This is a genomic window from Kibdelosporangium banguiense, assembly GCF_017876405.1.
GTDB lineage: Bacteria > Actinomycetota > Actinomycetes > Mycobacteriales > Pseudonocardiaceae > Kibdelosporangium > Kibdelosporangium banguiense.
The window spans coordinates 2,026,614-2,042,929 of record NZ_JAGINW010000001.1; the positions used below are offsets into that span (position 1 = coordinate 2,026,614).

The 16,316-nt window shown below is 66.3% G+C and carries 12 protein-coding genes and 2 tRNA genes; 8 read left to right on the forward strand and 6 right to left on the reverse strand.

The genetic code is table 11. The features are described 5' to 3' along the window. Positions 1-118 precede the first annotated feature (118 nt). Positions 119-195: transfer RNA gene (locus tag JOF56_RS09690), tRNA-Arg, on the reverse strand. A 395-nt stretch (positions 196-590) separates the two neighbouring features. Here JOF56_RS09690 and JOF56_RS09695 point away from each other — a divergent pair. From JOF56_RS09695 to JOF56_RS09710, 4 genes are read left to right on the forward strand one after another with little or no spacing between them, the layout of a single operon-like run. Further along, a complete protein-coding gene (locus JOF56_RS09695; RefSeq protein ID WP_209636519.1) occupies positions 591-1,811 on the forward strand; it encodes an ABC transporter substrate-binding protein in 1,221 nt (406 codons plus the stop codon). Beyond that, the gene (locus JOF56_RS09700; protein ID WP_209636521.1) at positions 1,811-2,824 is read left to right on the forward strand and encodes an ABC transporter ATP-binding protein; all 1,014 of its coding nucleotides are present in this window, start codon (positions 1,811-1,813) and stop codon (positions 2,822-2,824) included. Before JOF56_RS09695 ends, JOF56_RS09700 begins: the two co-directional genes overlap by 1 nt. Further along, positions 2,821-3,741 (forward strand): ABC transporter permease, encoded by a 921-nt coding sequence (locus JOF56_RS09705; RefSeq protein WP_307855007.1) that lies wholly within the window; start codon positions 2,821-2,823, stop codon positions 3,739-3,741. Before JOF56_RS09700 ends, JOF56_RS09705 begins: the two co-directional genes overlap by 4 nt. After that, a complete protein-coding gene (locus tag JOF56_RS09710; protein ID WP_209636523.1) occupies positions 3,738-4,589 on the forward strand; it encodes an ABC transporter permease in 852 nt (283 codons plus the stop codon). The genes JOF56_RS09705 and JOF56_RS09710 overlap by 4 nt, the downstream gene beginning before the upstream one ends. Here the strand turns inward: JOF56_RS09710 and JOF56_RS09715 are convergent. The 5 genes from JOF56_RS09715 to JOF56_RS09735 form a co-directional block, all read right to left on the reverse strand. After that, positions 4,558-5,118 carry a GNAT family N-acetyltransferase gene (locus JOF56_RS09715; protein WP_209636525.1) on the reverse strand — a complete coding sequence of 187 codons (561 nt, stop codon included), beginning with the start codon at positions 5,116-5,118 and terminating at the stop codon, positions 4,558-4,560. The two genes, JOF56_RS09710 and JOF56_RS09715, sit on opposite strands and share 32 nt — an antisense overlap. Positions 5,119-5,152: 34 nt before the next feature. Then, positions 5,153-6,082, reverse strand: coding sequence for a M28 family metallopeptidase (locus tag JOF56_RS09720; protein ID WP_209636526.1), 930 nt, complete (start codon positions 6,080-6,082; stop codon positions 5,153-5,155). 260 nt (positions 6,083-6,342) lie between these two features. Next, positions 6,343-7,596: a group II intron reverse transcriptase/maturase gene (gene ltrA / locus JOF56_RS09725; protein WP_307855008.1), complete on the reverse strand. Its 1,254-nt coding sequence runs from the start codon at positions 7,594-7,596 to the stop codon at positions 6,343-6,345. Between the two features lie 580 nt (positions 7,597-8,176). Further along, a tRNA-Asn gene (locus tag JOF56_RS09730) sits at positions 8,177-8,234 on the reverse strand. A 368-nt stretch (positions 8,235-8,602) separates the two neighbouring features. Beyond that, positions 8,603-10,339 (reverse strand): LPXTG cell wall anchor domain-containing protein, encoded by a 1,737-nt coding sequence (locus tag JOF56_RS09735; protein ID WP_209636528.1) that lies wholly within the window; start codon positions 10,337-10,339, stop codon positions 8,603-8,605. Positions 10,340-10,712: 373 nt separating this feature from the next. Here JOF56_RS09735 and JOF56_RS09740 point away from each other — a divergent pair, with 373 nt between their 5' ends. Genes JOF56_RS09740 through JOF56_RS09755 form a run of 4 tightly spaced genes read left to right on the forward strand, consistent with a single transcriptional unit; the run spans position 10,713 to position 16,315 of the window. Continuing rightward, positions 10,713-11,963, forward strand: coding sequence for a helix-turn-helix domain-containing protein (locus tag JOF56_RS09740; RefSeq protein WP_245378214.1), 1,251 nt, complete (start codon positions 10,713-10,715; stop codon positions 11,961-11,963). Positions 11,964-12,000: 37 nt separating this feature from the next. Further along, complete coding sequence (locus JOF56_RS60030) at positions 12,001-12,966, forward strand: AAA family ATPase (protein ID WP_307855009.1); 966 nt, start codon at positions 12,001-12,003, stop codon at positions 12,964-12,966. Positions 12,967-12,971: 5 nt separating this feature from the next. Next, complete coding sequence (locus JOF56_RS09750) at positions 12,972-14,111, forward strand: DUF58 domain-containing protein (protein WP_307855010.1); 1,140 nt, start codon at positions 12,972-12,974, stop codon at positions 14,109-14,111. After that, the gene (locus JOF56_RS09755) at positions 14,108-16,315 is read left to right on the forward strand and encodes a transglutaminase TgpA family protein (protein ID WP_209636532.1); all 2,208 of its coding nucleotides are present in this window, start codon (positions 14,108-14,110) and stop codon (positions 16,313-16,315) included. The genes JOF56_RS09750 and JOF56_RS09755 overlap by 4 nt, the downstream gene beginning before the upstream one ends. Position 16,316 lies beyond the last annotated feature (1 nt).

Sequence of the window (16,316 nt, forward strand, 5' to 3'; positions counted from 1 at the left end):
GGTTTGTGTGGGGGTGGGTGCACGGACCCACCCCCACCAGCACCCCACTGTGTTGAAACAACCCGAGACAGGGGTTGCCCGCCCCAACTCGGTACTCCACCTCACCTGCCATGCCAGGTGGCGTCCCCGCGAGGACTCGAACCTCGGACCTCGGCGGTCGTAGCGCCGCGCTCTATCCAACTGAGCTACGAGGACCAGAAACGGTGGACGGTCAAAAAGAAAGCCGCCGTGTCGGAATTCCGACCGGCGGCTCCCGCGTTAGTGGAGACTAACGCGTGGAGCCGTCCTGACCTGCGCGGAAGCACATGTCACGGTCATCATCGAGATAACGCTTCGCGTTCATTTCCTGCTTCCTCCTTCCGCTCTGACATGAATAACTATGACGCAATTCCCGCGGCGGGTCCAACGATTATTCGGCGGGCGAACAGGCCAGTCAGGGGATGGCGCCCGACGGCGACGGCCAGTAGTGTTGTAACAGCTGTAAACGTATTCATCCGATGTATCCCTTGACGTGACACCCGGCTTGTCGACATGATCCCCGAGGGCGGAAGTGACGGGCGTCACGCGGCGCCGATGCCGTGAGGAGAGCCATGAGGACGAAGCTGTTACTGGCCATCAGCTGCGCCGCGTTGTTGGCGGTGTCCTGCGGTGCGCCGGAGGAGAAACAGCCAGGACCTGCGCAACAGCAACAGACCGGCACGGCTGAGCCGGTCAAGAAACCCGATCAGCCGGTCAAGCTCACCGTCGCCGACGTGGCAGGCAACCTGCAGCTGACCCAGAAGGCGATCGAGAAGTTCCGCGACGAGCACAAGGACCTGGTCTCCAGCGTGGAGTTCACCCGGTCCACCGCCCCGGAGCTGCCTGGCAAGATCGACGCGCAGCAGAAGGCCGGCCGCGTGGAGATCGACCTCGTGCTCACCGGCACGGACGCACTGGCGGCGGGTGCGTCCAAGAATCTGTGGGAGAAGGTCGGCGACAACGCCAAGCCGGTGCTCGGCAACTACGAGGACACCCTGCAGGAACCCGCCCAGCGGATGCAGAAGATCGCTGAGGGCCAAGGGATCATCGTCGTCTACTACCCGTCCGGGCCGTTGCTGGAGTACAACCCGGCCAAGGTGCCCGCGCCACCGAAGACCCCGGACGAACTGCTGGCCTGGGCCAAGGCCAACCCGAACAAGCTGATGTACGCCCGGCCGGCCAACTCCGGCCCCGGCCGGACCTTCCTGATGGGCCTGCCGTACCTGCTGGGCGACAGCAACCCCAAGGACCCCAAGGCGGGCTGGGACAAGACCTGGGCCTACCTGACCGAACTCGGCAAGTACATCGAGTACTACCCGGCGGGCACGTCCGCGGTGATGAAGGAACTCTCCCAGGGCACCCGGGACATGGTCGCTTCGACCACCGGCTGGGACATCAACCCGCGTGCGCTGGGCCAGGTGCCCAAGGAGATGAAAACCACTGCACTGCAAGGTTTCCACTGGGTCGCCGACGCGCAGTACATGGTCGTGCCCAAGGGCGTCTCGCCGGAGAAGCGGTATGTGCTCTACGAGCTGATGAAGTACATGCTCACCAAGGAAGCCCAGGCGCAGACGTACGACCAGGGCTACTTCTACCCCGGCCCGGCGGTCAAGGACGTGCCGCTGTCGATGGCACCGGCCGAGTCCCAGAAGGCGATCAACGAGTTCGGCCGGCCGGAGTACGAGTCGCTGATCTCGGGCAATCCGATCGAGACGCCGCTGGACGCGACCTCGATGGTCGCCGCCTTCGAGCGCTGGGACCGGGAGATCGGCGGAAGCAAGGTGAAGAAGTAGTGCAGCTCGCCAAGCTGGAACTGGCGGGCGTCAGCCGCAGCTTCGGCACTGTCGCGGCACTGGACGGGTTGAGCCTCACCATCACCGGGGGCGAGTTCATCGCCCTGCTCGGCCCGTCCGGCTGCGGCAAGTCGACCGCGCTGAACTGCCTCGCCGGGCTGCTTCCGCTGACCGCGGGGCAGATCACCCTCGACGGCAAGCGTGTGGACACGCTCGCCGCGGAACGCCGTGGCTTCGGCATGGTGTTCCAGAACTACGCGTTGTTCCCGCATCTCTCGGTGGAACGCAATGTCGCGTTCGGCCTGAAGATGCGGGGCGTGCCGAAGACCGAGATCCGCAGCCGGGTGACCGAGGCGCTGGAGCTGGTCCATCTGGACCACCTGGCGCGCTCGCATCCGGGGCAACTGTCGGGCGGCCAGCAGCAGCGAGTCGCGATCGCCCGCGCGGTCGTGCTGCGGCCGCCGTTGATCCTGATGGACGAGCCACTGTCCAACTTGGACGCCAAGCTGCGGCTGGAGATGCGCACCGAGATCAAGCGCCTGCACCAGGAACTCGGGCTGACCACGATCTACGTCACGCACGACCAGGAGGAGGCGTTGTCGCTGGCCGACCGGCTCGTGCTGATGAAGGACGGCCGGGTCCAGCAGATCGGCACGCCCGAGGAGCTCTACGCGAAGCCGGTTTCGCCGTTCGTCGCCGACTTCATGGGATTCCGCAACCAGATCGCGGGCACGGACTCGTTCACGTTCGCGGACGCGACCTGGACCAGCACGTCCGAGGTGTCCGGCGACTCGATCGCGATGTGCCGCCCGGAAGACCTGCGGGCCGGGGTGACGACAAACGCGCTCGACGTGACGGTCGAAGTCGTCGAGTACCACGGCCGCCAGTTCCTGCTGCAGATCGTGACGGCGTCCGGGCTCACCTTGCACGCGGTGTCCCCAGAAGCCTTGTCACCAGGCGACAAGGTCCAGGTCGGCGTCGCTCCCGACCGGCTGCTGGTGTTCCCGTCGTGACGGCCACCGCTGTCAAACCGGTGGTCGAACCACCGATCAAACCGTCACTGCGGTTACGGCTGGCCGAGCGCGGGATCGACATGCGGCTGTTGCTGCTCGTGCCCTCGGTCGTCGTGGTGCTGGTGCTGTTCGTCTACCCGTTCATCTTCGGAATCCAGCTTTCCCTGACACCGCAACGGTTCAACAACCCGTTCGACAACTACCGCGCGTTCTTCTCCGATCCGTACTACTTCAGCAGCCTGTCGAACACGCTGGCGATCGCGGTCCCGGCCACGTTCGTGAACGTGTTCGCCGCGGTGCCGATCGCGGTCCGGATGCGGCACGCGTTCCGGGGCCGCCGGTTGCTGGCCGCGGCGCTGGTCGTGCCGGTCAGCCTGGGCACGGTGTTCCTCGCCGACGGCATGCTCAACGTGCTGGGCCCAGCCGGCTGGCTGAACAAGGCGCTGATCGGGATCGGGCTGATCGACGACCCCATCCGGCTGACCAACAACTGGTGGGGTGTGTTCCTTTCCCTTGTGGTCAGCGGGTTTCCGTTCGCGTTCCTGCTGATGCTGGCGTACGCCTCGGGAATCGACCCGTCACTGGAGTCCGCGGCGGCGACGCTGGGTGCCTCCCGCGGGCAACGGTTCAGGTATGTGATCTTCCCGCTGTTGTTGCCGGGTGCGGCTGTCACGCTGTGCCTGAACTTCGTGATGGCGTTCTCGGTGTTCCCTTCAGCGGTGCTGCTGGGTGATCCATCGGGGTCGTCGCGGGTACTGGCGTTGATCGCGTACCAGGAGGCGCAAGAAAGGCTTGACCCGTCGATGGGTTCGGCCGTCGCGATGCTGCTTGCCGCTGCCCAGCTGGTGTTCGTCGTTCTCGTGCTCGGCGCGCGTTCGTTGCTGTACCGGGGGCCGGCCACGGGAGGCAAGGGATGACGGCTGTTCAGGAGAGGAAACGGCTGGTCCTGTCCCCCACCGCCTGGCTGACGTGGGGCGGGGTCGCGGTCTTCCTGGTGTTCGTGCTGGCGTTGATCGTCGCGGTGTTCGTCAGCTCGTTCGGCACAGTGTGGCTGGGCACGTGGCTTCCGGCCGGGTTCACCGGCAAGTGGTGGGAGCAGACCTGGTCGGAGTTCGGGCTGGGCAGCACGCTGCTGGTGACCATGGAAGTGGCGCTGCTCGTGGTGCTGTTCTCCGTGGTGCTCGGCGTGCCTGCCGCGTATGTGCTGGCGCGCCGGACGTTTCCCGGCAAGAAGGCCATCAGCCTGTTGCTGTTGCTGCCGTTGCTCGTGCCGCCGATCACGTACGGCATCCCGCTGGCGACCCTGCTGTACCAGTGGGGACTCGGCGGCAACATGACCGGCGTGGTGCTGGCGAACCTGGTGCCGTCACTGCCTTTCGTGGTGCTGACCATGACACCGTTCGTCGAGCAGATCGACCGGCGCGTCGAGGATGCCGCCCGGACATTGGGCGCGGGCACGCCAAGGATCATGTTCAGCGTGCTCGGACCGTTGCTGCTGCCCGGGATCCTGGCCGGTGCGGTGATGGTTCTCGTGCGGACCGTGGGCATGTTCGAGCTGACGTTCCTGACCGCGGGCGCGGACAGCGAAACGCTCGTGGTCGCGCTGTACGCCGCCAAGAGCGGTGCGGGAATCCGGGCCGATCAGACCGTGGACGCGATCGCCGTGGTGTACATGCTTTCCACGGTGTTGCTGCTGCTTGTCGCGTTGCGGTTCGTCAACCCGACTCAGCTGGTCACGCGGGTGAAGGAGGCGCCTCGCGATTAGCTCCCGGCCACGGACCTGGCGTCGGGTTGTCGGCGTCAGGCCTTTCCTCCTGATCAGTGCGGTACGGCACGAAACCGCGCGCCTGGTAGTTCTTCAACGCGTGCGGGCCGTCGAGCGTGCACGTGTGCAGCCAGACCCGGTTCGTGCCAGGGATTTCCCACGCCCGGCGGACGACCTCGGTCAGCAGGTGGCCGCCGATGCCACGGCCGATGAACGCGGGCAGCAGGCCGAAGTTCTCGATCTCGACCTCGCCGTCCTTGGCCGCCAGCACCGCGTAGCCCGCAGGCGTGCCGCGGTAATAGGCGGCCCACAGTTCGACGCCGGTCCGGGCCACCCAGGCCTGCCATTGGTGCCAGGTCCAGGTCACCCGGCTGGTCCAGTGCCAGTCGCCGCCGACCGAGGTGTAGAAGAACCGGTGCAGCTCCGGCGACGGCTCCTGAGCGTGCACGACCTGCACGTCGTCGGGCACTTTCGCGGGCTTCAGATCAGCCAGGCCGGTCTGCTGGACGTAAGTGATGGTGACGAGCACGCGATCAGTTCATCACGTGCCCGTCACCCGCGCATCAGGCCCCTATCAGCGAATACAGGGCGTAAGCGATCACATCGGTGTGCCGGTCGAGCGAGGTGGCGTTGATGTTGCTCGTGGTGTCACAGGCCTGGTGGTAGCAACGGTCGAAGGCGACGCCGGACTGGCCGCCCCACTTCTGGGCCTGGGCCGCGGTCTTGCGGACCTCGGCGCCGCTGAACGTGCCACCGACCGGGATACCCGCCCGCGCGAACGCCGCGTGGTCGGAACGGCCGCCGACGCTGGTCAGCTCGGTTTGCACGCTCTTGCCGGCGAACCCCGCCTCAAGCAGGTCCTCGATCGCCTTGGAGCCGGTGGGCTGGCCCGAGGCGGAGTAGACGAAGTAACCCGGGTTCGGCGAACCGGTCATGTCGAAGTTGACGTACCCCTTGATCAAGCCGCGCTGGGCGCTGCTCAGGCTGTTGACGTAGAAGGTCGAGCCGACCAGGCCGAGCTCTTCCGCGCCCCACCAGCCGAAGCGCAGGTGCTTCTGCGGCTTGACGTTCTGGCGGGCCACCGTCAGCGCGACCTCGAGCAGCCCGGCCGAGCCGGAGCCGTTGTCGTTGATGCCGGGGCCACGGCTGACGCTGTCGAGGTGCCCGCCGGCCATGATCACGTTGTTGGCGTCGCCGCCGGGCCAGTCGGCGATCAGGTTGTAGCCGGTGGCGCCGCTGGAGGTGAACTGCTGGATCCGGGTCTGGTAGCCCGCGGCGTCCAATTTGGACTTCACGTAGTTGAGCGAAGCCTGGTAGCCGGGCCGGCCGTGCGCCCGGTTGCCGCCGTTGGCGGTCGCGATGCGTTGGAACTCGGCGAGATGGGCCTGGACACTGGCCACCGGGATGTCCGGCGCCGCTTTGACGGCCAGTGCCGGGGTCTGCCCCGCCACCGTGATACCGGTGATAAGGAGCATGGTTGCGAGGAGCTTCATGGGTCCTCCTGAATAGTGCCGCCGCTGCAGGGGTGGGCGGCATGCATTTCATTCAGGGGTACGCATGAGTGAGGCGGTACCCGCCGTTCGTTGGTCGCGCACCCTGGTGTCGAACCAGGCATCCCAGAGATATGAGCTCCAGGTGGCCGCCGGACCGTGCGCGCGTGCTCCCGCGGTCGGGTAGCCCGGGGCATCTCAGCCCCAGGCTCCCGCAGATCCGTACGTGAACCTCTCGGTTCATACGGCTCTTGTCACCTTGATCACCAGACAGAAGTGACCCATTTCCAGTGCACGAACAGCCGGGGATACGAACGCGTGACCCCTTCAATGCACTGGCGGGCCTTCTTGACTGCCGCCAACCGTCTGTACTTGTCGCGGATCCAGCGCACCAAGTAGGCGTTGATGCGCCCCAAGAGCGGATACAGCTTGGACTGATAGAACCGGCCGTAATACTGCATCCAACCCGCCACGATCGGATTGATCTCCTTGGCGAGTCCCGAGAAGGTGTGATTGCCGCGCAGGTGAAGCCCCCACTTGCGGACCTCACCACTGATCTTCTTCAAGGCTTCCTTGCTGATCGCAGGCGAGAACGACAGGAACATCGCTCCCTTCTTATCCCGCGCACCACGTGCCTGGAACGTATAACCGAGGAAGGTGAAAGAGGTGTGTTCGTACGAACCGCGCCTCTTCCCATCCTGGCAATACACGATCTTGGTCTTGTCGGGATGCAACGTCAGCCCGACTTCGGCCATCCTGTTCCTCAGCGCCCGCAGAACCGCACGGGCCTGCTGCTCGCTCACGCAGTGCACTACCGCGTCATCGGCGTAGCGCTCGAACTCGACCGTCGGGAATTCCCGGGTCAGCCACATGTCGAACGCGTAGTGCATGAACAGATTCGCCAGCACGGGAGAGACCGCCGATCCTTGCGGCGTGCCCCGGTCTCTCTCCTGCAAGGAACCATCCGGGAGCTGCAACGGGGCAGCAAGCCACCGTTTCACATACAGCAGCACCCAACTGGCGTCGGTGTGTGCTTCCACAGCCTTGACGATGAGATCCCACCGGACGCTGTCGAAGAACTTCTGGATATCGAGGTCGATAACCCAGTCGCGCTTCCAACACCGCTTCCGGCAGCGTTCCACCGCTTGCAGGGCGGACCGCTTCGGCCGGTACCCCCAGGAGTCATCGTGGAACGCCGGTTCCACGCGTTCTCCCAGATGACGGGCCACTACAGTCTGTGCCACCCTGTCGGCGACCGTGGGCACGCCCAACAGGCGCACCCCGCCACCGTGCTGCTTCGGAATTTCCACCGCGAGCACTGGAGGCGGAAAGTACGATCCCGAGGACATGCGATTCCAGATCTTGTACAGATTGTTCTTCAGATCGGCCTCGAACTCCTCGATGGACTGCCCGTCCACCCCTGGCGCTCCCTTGTTCTTCCTCACCTCCTGGAAGGCCTCCCAGACCTCCCACTTCGAGATATCAAACGGTCTGCCTTGCGACTTCAGTTTGTTCACGTAGCTCCTCCCAGGCACATGCCTGGTTGACTAAAAGAACAGAACCACAGATGACCCAGCCCCTTCGCTCCACCTCCATTACAGAGGCTTCGGCACTACTACGAGCTGGTCCGCCAGCCGACCCCGCGTCGGTACTCAGTCTCTTACGGTTTAGCCGCTTGAAATTCTCCCTCTCGCCGTCCACAAGGGACAGCAGTGTCGGGGCAAGCCTTCTCACGTTCCCCGTGGAAGCAGCAGATCAGGCTCACGTCGCCTCCATGCCGGACACCACCTGGCCAGTCGACGGGCACCCGCCAGGCTCATCCCGGGATTTCCTGGACACCCCGGTTTTGATGTCAACTGATTCGATTTCGACACGTCAGCAGCGATTCGCTTGCGCTCGTCTTCCTGATCCCTACCTGACACCTATCTGATGCCTTTTCCTCATCGCTCACCACGACAGTCTTCAGCTAACGCAGCATGAGGCGGTTTGAAGCCTCCCCCCGCAGGGCGGCTCCGAAGGGCCACAACCTTCATCTTCCACGTGGCATCGCTTCGGGAACTCTGCCTACATCCAAGCTCCTTCCACGTTCGTGACACACCCAGGATTCGAACCTGGCCTTACCGATTAACAGTCGGTTGTGCTGCCGCTGACACCACGCGGGAAAGACAAAAGCCGCCCATCGCGGCGATGAGCGGCTCCCTGACACGTGACAGTGCTTGTCACATCGGGGAACCACGACCCTGCATCCGATTGCGCTTCGTCATGACTCCAGGCTCGCACGCCGGTCAACAGACTTTTCCACCTGTGGACAACCCTGTGGATGACTGGGGATAACTGTGGACAACCCGAGTCCGATCCCGAGGCCGATGTTATTGGAGGTGTGGATGGGACACCCCGTGCACAGCTGTGGATAAGAACCCGGCCGCGATCCGTCCACTGTAGACGGAAAGCGATTCCGGACAGGGCAGAGGGGCGGGCTCCACGCCGAGGTGCCCGCCCCTCTTCTTCCCCGTCCTGCTCAGATCACCGATCCGAGCCGGTCGGATCGCGGCGACGACGAGTCGCCACGACCGCGCCGGTACCGAGCAGGAGCAAGGTCATCCCGGTGATGCTCAGCCCCAGCACGTCGTCCGCGCCGGTCTTCGCCAGCTCGACCACCTTGCCCTGGGCGCCCGCACCGGCAAGCTGCTCGTCTGGTGGCCCGAAGGGCACGACGATGCTGTTGCGCGGCGGAGAGGGCCGCGGCTGGCCGCATTCAGGCGAGGGCGCAGGCAGCCCCGGAACCTCGCCCGCACCCGGGGCGGCCTGGGCGCCGGTCTGTAGGACGCTGTCGGCCCACACGTCCACCATGGTCTGCGGGTTCTCCGATTTCATCATCGAACCGGACGGCGGGTAGTAGTACAGCGAGTACTTGGCCGCGCCCGCGGCCAGGCCGGTGATCTCCGCGACGCCCTGCTGGTCGGTCGTCTTCTCAGCGACCTTGCAGGCACGGTCGTCGACGACGATCACCTTCACCCCGGGAAGGCCCGGGTGCTCCGTCTCGACGTCACCGGTGGGGTTGTTCCTGACCGTCACCTGGAGCCCGCCGCGGCCGCCTGGCACAAGGGCAGTGTCGTTGGCGGTCGGCAGGTTGTCCGAGCTCATGTAGCCCTGATAGGCGAAGTCGCACCAGGCGGACACGGCGCCGATCCGGTACGCGCCCTGCGGCACAGTGCTGGTGACGTCGAACGTCGTTGTCCGGCCCGGGGGCAGGGTCACGCCCTTGGCCAGGGTGTCCAGGTCGCCCCAGCCCGGACCGGTGGGCAGCCCGCCTTCGGCCCCGCCCCGGTTGCAGTTGGCGACAATCCCGCTCAGCGGGTACTCACCGGCGTTGGTCAGCGACACCGTGACCTGCGCGAGCTCGCCGGGCTGGTAGGTGTCCTTGGTGAACTTCAGCTCCGGTTTCAGCACGCCGGTCAGGTTGCGGACGCCTCGGATCCGGAGTCCCACAGCGCCCTGCGGGCCGATCTCGACCGTGCCGGACAGCAGCTTCCAGCCGTTGACCTCCGCGTCCACGGTCCGGTACCTGGTCGTGGGGAGGTCCGGGAAGGTGAACACACCGGCCCCGTTGGACGTGGCCGTGTACTGCTCCTCGGGGTTGCTGGCGTACTCCCATACGAGTTTGACGCCAGGCAGCTCTTCGCCCGCGTCGAACCCGCCATCGCCGTCCATGTCGCCGTAGACGACGCCGCTGGCGTCACCACGGATCAGGGTCACCGGTGCTTCGGCGACGAACTGCTTGCCGTTCCCATTCGCCTCGACGAACACGACGGCGTGCACCCGCACCCGAGTCGCCTGGGCGCTCTTGGGATAGCCGGACAGGTTGACGGTGTGCGTGGCGCCCGGCTCAAGCGGCACTCCGGCGCCCTGCAGGTCTCCCCACTGGGCGCTGGTGTCCAGTGGGATCAGGCTGCCCGGGTCCTCGGGGATCAGCGACCCGTTGAGCATCATGCCTGTGTTGCCCACGTTCTTGAGGGTGACGACGGCCTTGATCAGTTCGCCGGTCCGGTAGCCGGACTTGTCGAAGGCGACCTCGACCTCCAGCGGCACCGGGGCGTCCTGGGATGACCTACCCGGCGTAGCCGATACATCCGATTGGGTTAACGTCGGCGCGTTCATGGCCGTCAACGGCTTGGCAATGGCCGGACCTGCCGTGCCGGTGAGGCCGAGCGTGATCGCCACGGCAAACGCGGCGAGGTGCGCGCGCCGTCCACCGGTCAAGAAAGTACTTCCGGGGAATCTACTGTTCATGCTGTTCGGGGCGGGGGTGGTTGGTGGCCGGCGGCTGGGACCACCGACCACCATGACTGCCAGGCAGCAGTCCCCCCAGGTTCCCCCCTGGTTCCCCCCTTTCGGGTCGGGCTGCAGCCTACGGCCGGCAAGGCTGCCGCGGCACCGTTCCGCCGGTCACGAAGACCTTGAAAGACGGTCACGCGTGGTAACCTTTGTCGCCCGTTGGTGGGCCCATAACCAGCATGCGTTGGAGGGGGACGCGATGGGAGGGGTTGACCGTCGACTGGCTGATGGGAAACGGGAAACACCTGGGGCGAATGTGGACGATCGGTCCAGACTGTTCGCAGAACAGTTGCGGCGTATGCGTTTGGCGGCCGGACTGTCGCTGTCGGAACTAGCCAGGCGGGTCCACTACAGCAAGGGATATCTCAGCAAGGTCGAGACCGGCGTCAAGCCCGCCGGTGGCGACCTGGCCAGGCGCTGCGACGCGGCACTGGAAGCGGACGGGAAACTCGCCGCACTGCTCACCCAGCCCGGCACACCGGACCCCGGCAGCCGGGACGAGGCGTGGACGGGCGAGGTGTGGACGATGAATCTGGACTCGGGCGGAACCAGCTGGTTCAACCCGGTGCGACGCAGGGACGCGCTCGCGTCCGGCGCGGCACTGCTGACCCTCGGCTTCTCCGATCGGCGCGCCTCGGCCGCGGTGCAGCAGGAGACGACCATCGCCTCCTTCCAGACGATCTTCGAACAGCACCGCAAGCTCGGCCAGACGATGAGCCCGGTGATGGTGCTGCCGTCGCTGATCGCCCAGACCCACACCCTGCGCGAACTGGCGCGGGTGGCCCAGTCCCCCGCCCGCGAACGGTATCTGCGGCTCGCGTCCCGGTATGCCGAGTACACCGGCTGGATGACGCAGGAAGCCGGCAACGACCAGGCCGCGATGTGGTGGACGAAGAACGCGGTCGACATGGCCGGCGCCGCGGGTGACCTCGACCTGGCCGCGCACAGTCTGGTCCGGCACGCGTTGATCGCGCTGTACCGCGAAGACCCCATAGAGACCGTCGACCTGGCGCAGCAAGCGCAGGCCGACTCGAACGCGTCCACCCGAATCCGTGGCATGGCCGCACTGCGCGAAGCCCAAGGACATGCCCTGGCCGGCTCCGACAGGCTGTGCAGGCTGACGCTGGACCGTGCCGAGACGCTGCTTGCCTCTGTGGCCGCCGAAACTGCGGACGGCATGGTGCTGGGCGCCCAGGCAGGAACGTCCATGGGGCCGATCGTCACCGGCTGGTGCCTCTACGACCTCGGCCGTCCCCGCGAAGCCGCCGAAGTGCTCGACCGGGAACTCGGCGGGCTGCCCGCGAACGGGCGTCGCGCACATGCGCGGTTCGGTGCCCGGCAGGCGCTCGCGCATGCCGCCGCCGGCGAGGTCGACCACGCATGCCAGCTGTCCCACCAGGTGCTCGACAGTGCCGAAGTCGTCGACTCCGCCACGATCAGGTTCGATCTGCGCAGGCTCGCCCGGACGCTCAGCCGGTGGTCGTCCCACAAGACTGTGCGTGAACTGCAGCCCAGACTGACCGCGGCACTACACGCGCCGGTCGCCTGAGCAGAACACCAGCGGGGAAAGCAGGGGGCAGTCACCGGTGCCGGACGAGGCTATTTTCCAACGGCGATTTCAGCAGGTCAGCCGGAATATCGACGATTTCATCCGGGGCAAACCCCGCCAGGTGCACCTGGCTCTGGTCTGCCTGTTCGCCCAGGGCCACCTGCTGATCGAGGACGTGCCCGGGGTGGCGAAGACGTCGCTGGCCAAGGCGATCGCGCAGTCGGTGGCCGGGACCACGGTCAAGCGCATCCAGTTCACCCCCGACCTGCTGCCCTCCGACGTCACCGGCGTGCACGTCTTCGACCAGGCCGGTGGCCGGTTCGAGTTCCGCCAGGGCCCGGCGTTCGCCAACATCCTGCTCGGCGACGAGATCAACCGGGCATCCCCGAAGACGCAGTCGGCGCTGCTGGAGGTGATGGCCGAACGGCAGGTCACCGTGGACGGTGAGCCACGGCCGGTGCCGTTTCCCTTTCTGTGCATCGCCACCCAGAACCCGTTGGAGCACCAGGGCACGTTCGCGCTGCCGGAGGCCCAGCTCGACCGGTTCATGATGCGGATCACCATCGGCTACCCGGCCGGCCTCGACGAGGAGGTCGCGGTCATCGCCGACGGGATCGCCCGCCGCACGCCCGAAGAGCTCAGGTCCGTGATGGAGCTCGACGATCTGCGCCTGATGATCCAGGCCGTGCAGGAACTGCACGTCTCGCCGGAACTGCAGCGCTACGTCGCGACGATCACCCGCGCCACCCGCAACCACCCGGACGTCAAACTGGGAGTCAGTCCACGCGGAAGCATCGCGCTGGCCAACGCCGCTCAGGCGTACGCGATCTCGATGGGACGGTCGTTCGTGACAGCGGACGACGTGAAGTCCGTGGCGACACCCGTGTTGAACCACCGGCTCCTGCTGACCGCGGAGGCTCGGATCCAGAAGCAGAGCGCCGAGGAGATCGTCGAGGAGATCCTGGCCAGCGCGCCGGTCCCCCGGGCGCCTGGGCGGGTGTGAGCCGCGTGCTCACCAGAACCGGTGCGGCGGTGGGGATCTCGACGGTCGCCCTGCTGGCGGCCGGGATCCTGGCCGGCTACCCCGAGCTGGTCATGATCGGCCTGGCGGGAGTGGTCGCGCTGGTGGTCGCGGCGCTCTGGATGCTGCTGCGGCCACAGATCGGTGCGGTACGGGAAATCCGGCCGCATCGCGTGACCGAGGGAAACCCAGCGCGTGCCGTGTTGACGGTGAAGAACACCGGAACGCGCCGTAGTCCTCCCCTTGTGGTCACCGAAACCGTCGCTGACCAGCGGGTCACTGTGCCCCTGCCAAGTCTTGCCGCAGGCGCGAGCCACGAGACGACGTATCCGTTGCCGACTGGCCGACGCGGCCGGTACTCGATTCCCGCGCTTATGGTCGGCCACTCTGATCCGCTGCGGCTGATGTATGTCGGAAGTCCGTGCAGTGGCGGGTCTGTCTTGTATGTGCATCCGCGGATTCACCATGTCGTGCCGGTTGCGTTGGGTGGTCCGCGTGACATGGAAGGGCCCACGTCAAGCAGGTCGCCGCAGGGCGGGATCGCGTTCCACAGCCTGCGCGACTACCAGCCCGGCGATGACTGGCGGCTGATCGACTGGAAGTCCACCGCCCGGACGGGGTCGCTTGTCGTGCGGCACAACGTGATCCCCGACGAGCCGCAGCACCTCATCGTGCTCGACACAAGTTCCGAGCCGTACTCCGGCTCGTCGTTCGAGGACGCCGTACGTGTCGCGGCATCCCTGTGTTCGGCCGCAAGCCAGGCAGCATTCCCCATCGACCTGCGGCTGACCGCCGAAGACGCGCTACCGTCGGGCGACAGCGAGCTCGGGGCGTTGGATCTGCTGGCCGGCGCCGAACCAGGGCCGGCCGACCCTGGACTGTCCACATTGGCCGATCTGCTCAACGACGTACTGGCCGGCAGTGACGGGACTGTGCTCGCCGTGGTCACCGGCCGGGCCTCCAGCAGGGACATCGACATCCTTTCCTCGCTGGGCCAGCGGTTTCTCACCGTGAGCCTGGTCCAGATCAGCGAGCGACCCACAGCTGCGCCGCGTGGTGTGATCGCGGTCAACGCCTCGACGAGCGACCGGTTCGCTGCTCTCTGGAACCAACTGGTGCCTCAATGACCAGGCGTGTACTCATCGAAGTCGCCGGTTCCGCAGTGGCGACTCTGGGTGCCTGCCTGCTGTACGGCCAGTTCTTCGTGTCCAACGGGTACCTGCTGCCGCTGGGCATCGCCTCGGTTGGTGGTGCGCTTGTCGGTGCGGTGGCGCGTGGCTGGTCGCTCGCCCGCACATTGCTTGTGGTGAGCGTGGGTTTCCTGCTGCTCGCGACCTATGGCGTCTTCACCGAAACCGTTGCGTACGGCGCTCCGACGCGTGCGACCGCCACGGAAATCGTATGGGGCGTGATCGGTGGGTGGGCCCGCATGCTCACGGTCGGGCTACCGGCCGATGTCCGCGGTGACCTGCTCATCACGCCTGTACTGGTGGCTTGGCTGGCCGCGTTCGCAAGCGCCACCTTGGCCGTACGAACTCGCTCGGTGCTCGCGCCCGCGGCTCCGCCTCTGGTCGCGTTCGTCATCGCGCTGCTGTTCGTCGGTAACAGGCTCGGTGTCCAGGTCACGCCCACGATGGTGTTCCTGGGCGGGGTGCTGCTGCTGATTTTGCTGCGTACCAACAGGATTGAGACTGGAACGGCCCACGCTACGAGAAGCGGTCTCGCCTTCGGGGTACCGGTGGTCGCCGCGATCGTGGGCCTCGGCATCCTCGGCGGACAGCTCCTGCCGCTGGCTTCCGGCGATGACCGGTTCGATCCGCGGGATCTGCACACGCTGCCCGTGTCCATCGCCGACACGCTGACACCGTTGGCGGGTTTGAAAAGCCAGCTCCGGGAGCAGCCGCCCAGGCGGTTGTTCACCATCGAGCCGAGCGATCCGTCGGCCGACCGGGTCACAGTCGCGGCCTTGGACAACTATGACGGCACGTTGTGGACGTCCACCGACCAGTACGTGATCGCGGGCCGTCAACTGGCCGCGACCTCGACTACGGCCAAGACCAGGTCCGTGTCCGCGCACATCGAGATCGACAGCCTCAGCGGTCCTTACCTGCCGGTCGTCGGGCGGCCGTCCCGCCTGGAGAAGACTGACGACACCAACGAGATCGGCTTCAGCCTCGGCTCCGGCGTGCTGGCGACCACCGCTGCGTCACCACGCGGGTTGCGCTACACGGTCACAGGCGAGATCAGCGCTCGTGACGACGGGCTGCCGCTCGCGTTGCCCAGTGCGACATCGGAATTCCTGCACTACACAGATCTGCCCAACAGTGTGCCAACCCGATTGCGTGAACTGGCAAGGGAAATAACGGCTGACCAACCGACTCCGTACGGCAAGCTGGTCACGATCGAGCGGTACCTGCGCAATCTGCCGTACAGCATCAACTCCGATCCTGGGCACTCCGTGGGCGCGCTGAACAGGCTCCTCATCGGAGCCGAGCCACGCGACCGAACCGGTTACGCCGAGCAGCACGCCGCAGCTTTCGCGGTTCTGGCTCGTGCGATCGGCTTCCCTGCCCGGGTTGTCGTCGGCTACCGGCTACCGCCGAACGTCGGTGGCATCCACCCCGTCACCACAAGCGATGCGCACGCGTGGGCCGAGGTGGCCTTCGACGGCTACGGCTGGGTGACGTTCGAACCGACCGACGCCACCCAGACGTCGACCGAGCCGAGGACCCGGTCGGACAGCCCGGTCACCGGGCCACAGCAGCTCAATCCGCCGCCTGGTGCGCCTCCAGTCGTCGGCCCGATGCCGGACGCACGAGGTCAGGGAAGTGACGGCTGGGCCGGAGTGCTTCGCACCACCGCGTTCGCCGCGATCAGTCTCGTGTCCTTGTCCGGGGTCTTGGCTTTGGTCATCGTCGCAGGGAAATCTCGCCGTCGCTCGCGGCGACGCAGAGGCGACAGTCCTTCCGCACGGGTGCTGGGCGCATGGCAGGAGGCGACGGACCGGCTGATCGAGCGCGGCGTCACCAGCCCGATCTCGGCCACTGCGGACGAGGCTGCCGCGCACGCCCATGAAATCCTCGGCACCGCAGGCGATCCTGTGATCAGGCTGGCGCCATTGGCCACCACTGCCGTGTTCGCACCAGGCCAACTGACCGATGAGGACGCACGACAGGCCTGGCAATTGGAGACGGCTCTGCGGCGCGGGTTGCATCCGCGCAGGCTCTCCCTGCGATGGTTGCGAGCGAGGCTCGATCCCAGGCCGTTGCTGGCCGGCCGGCGCAACGCCCGGCTGAGCCGCAAGAGCCTGCGACGGCTGGGGGCCAGGTGAT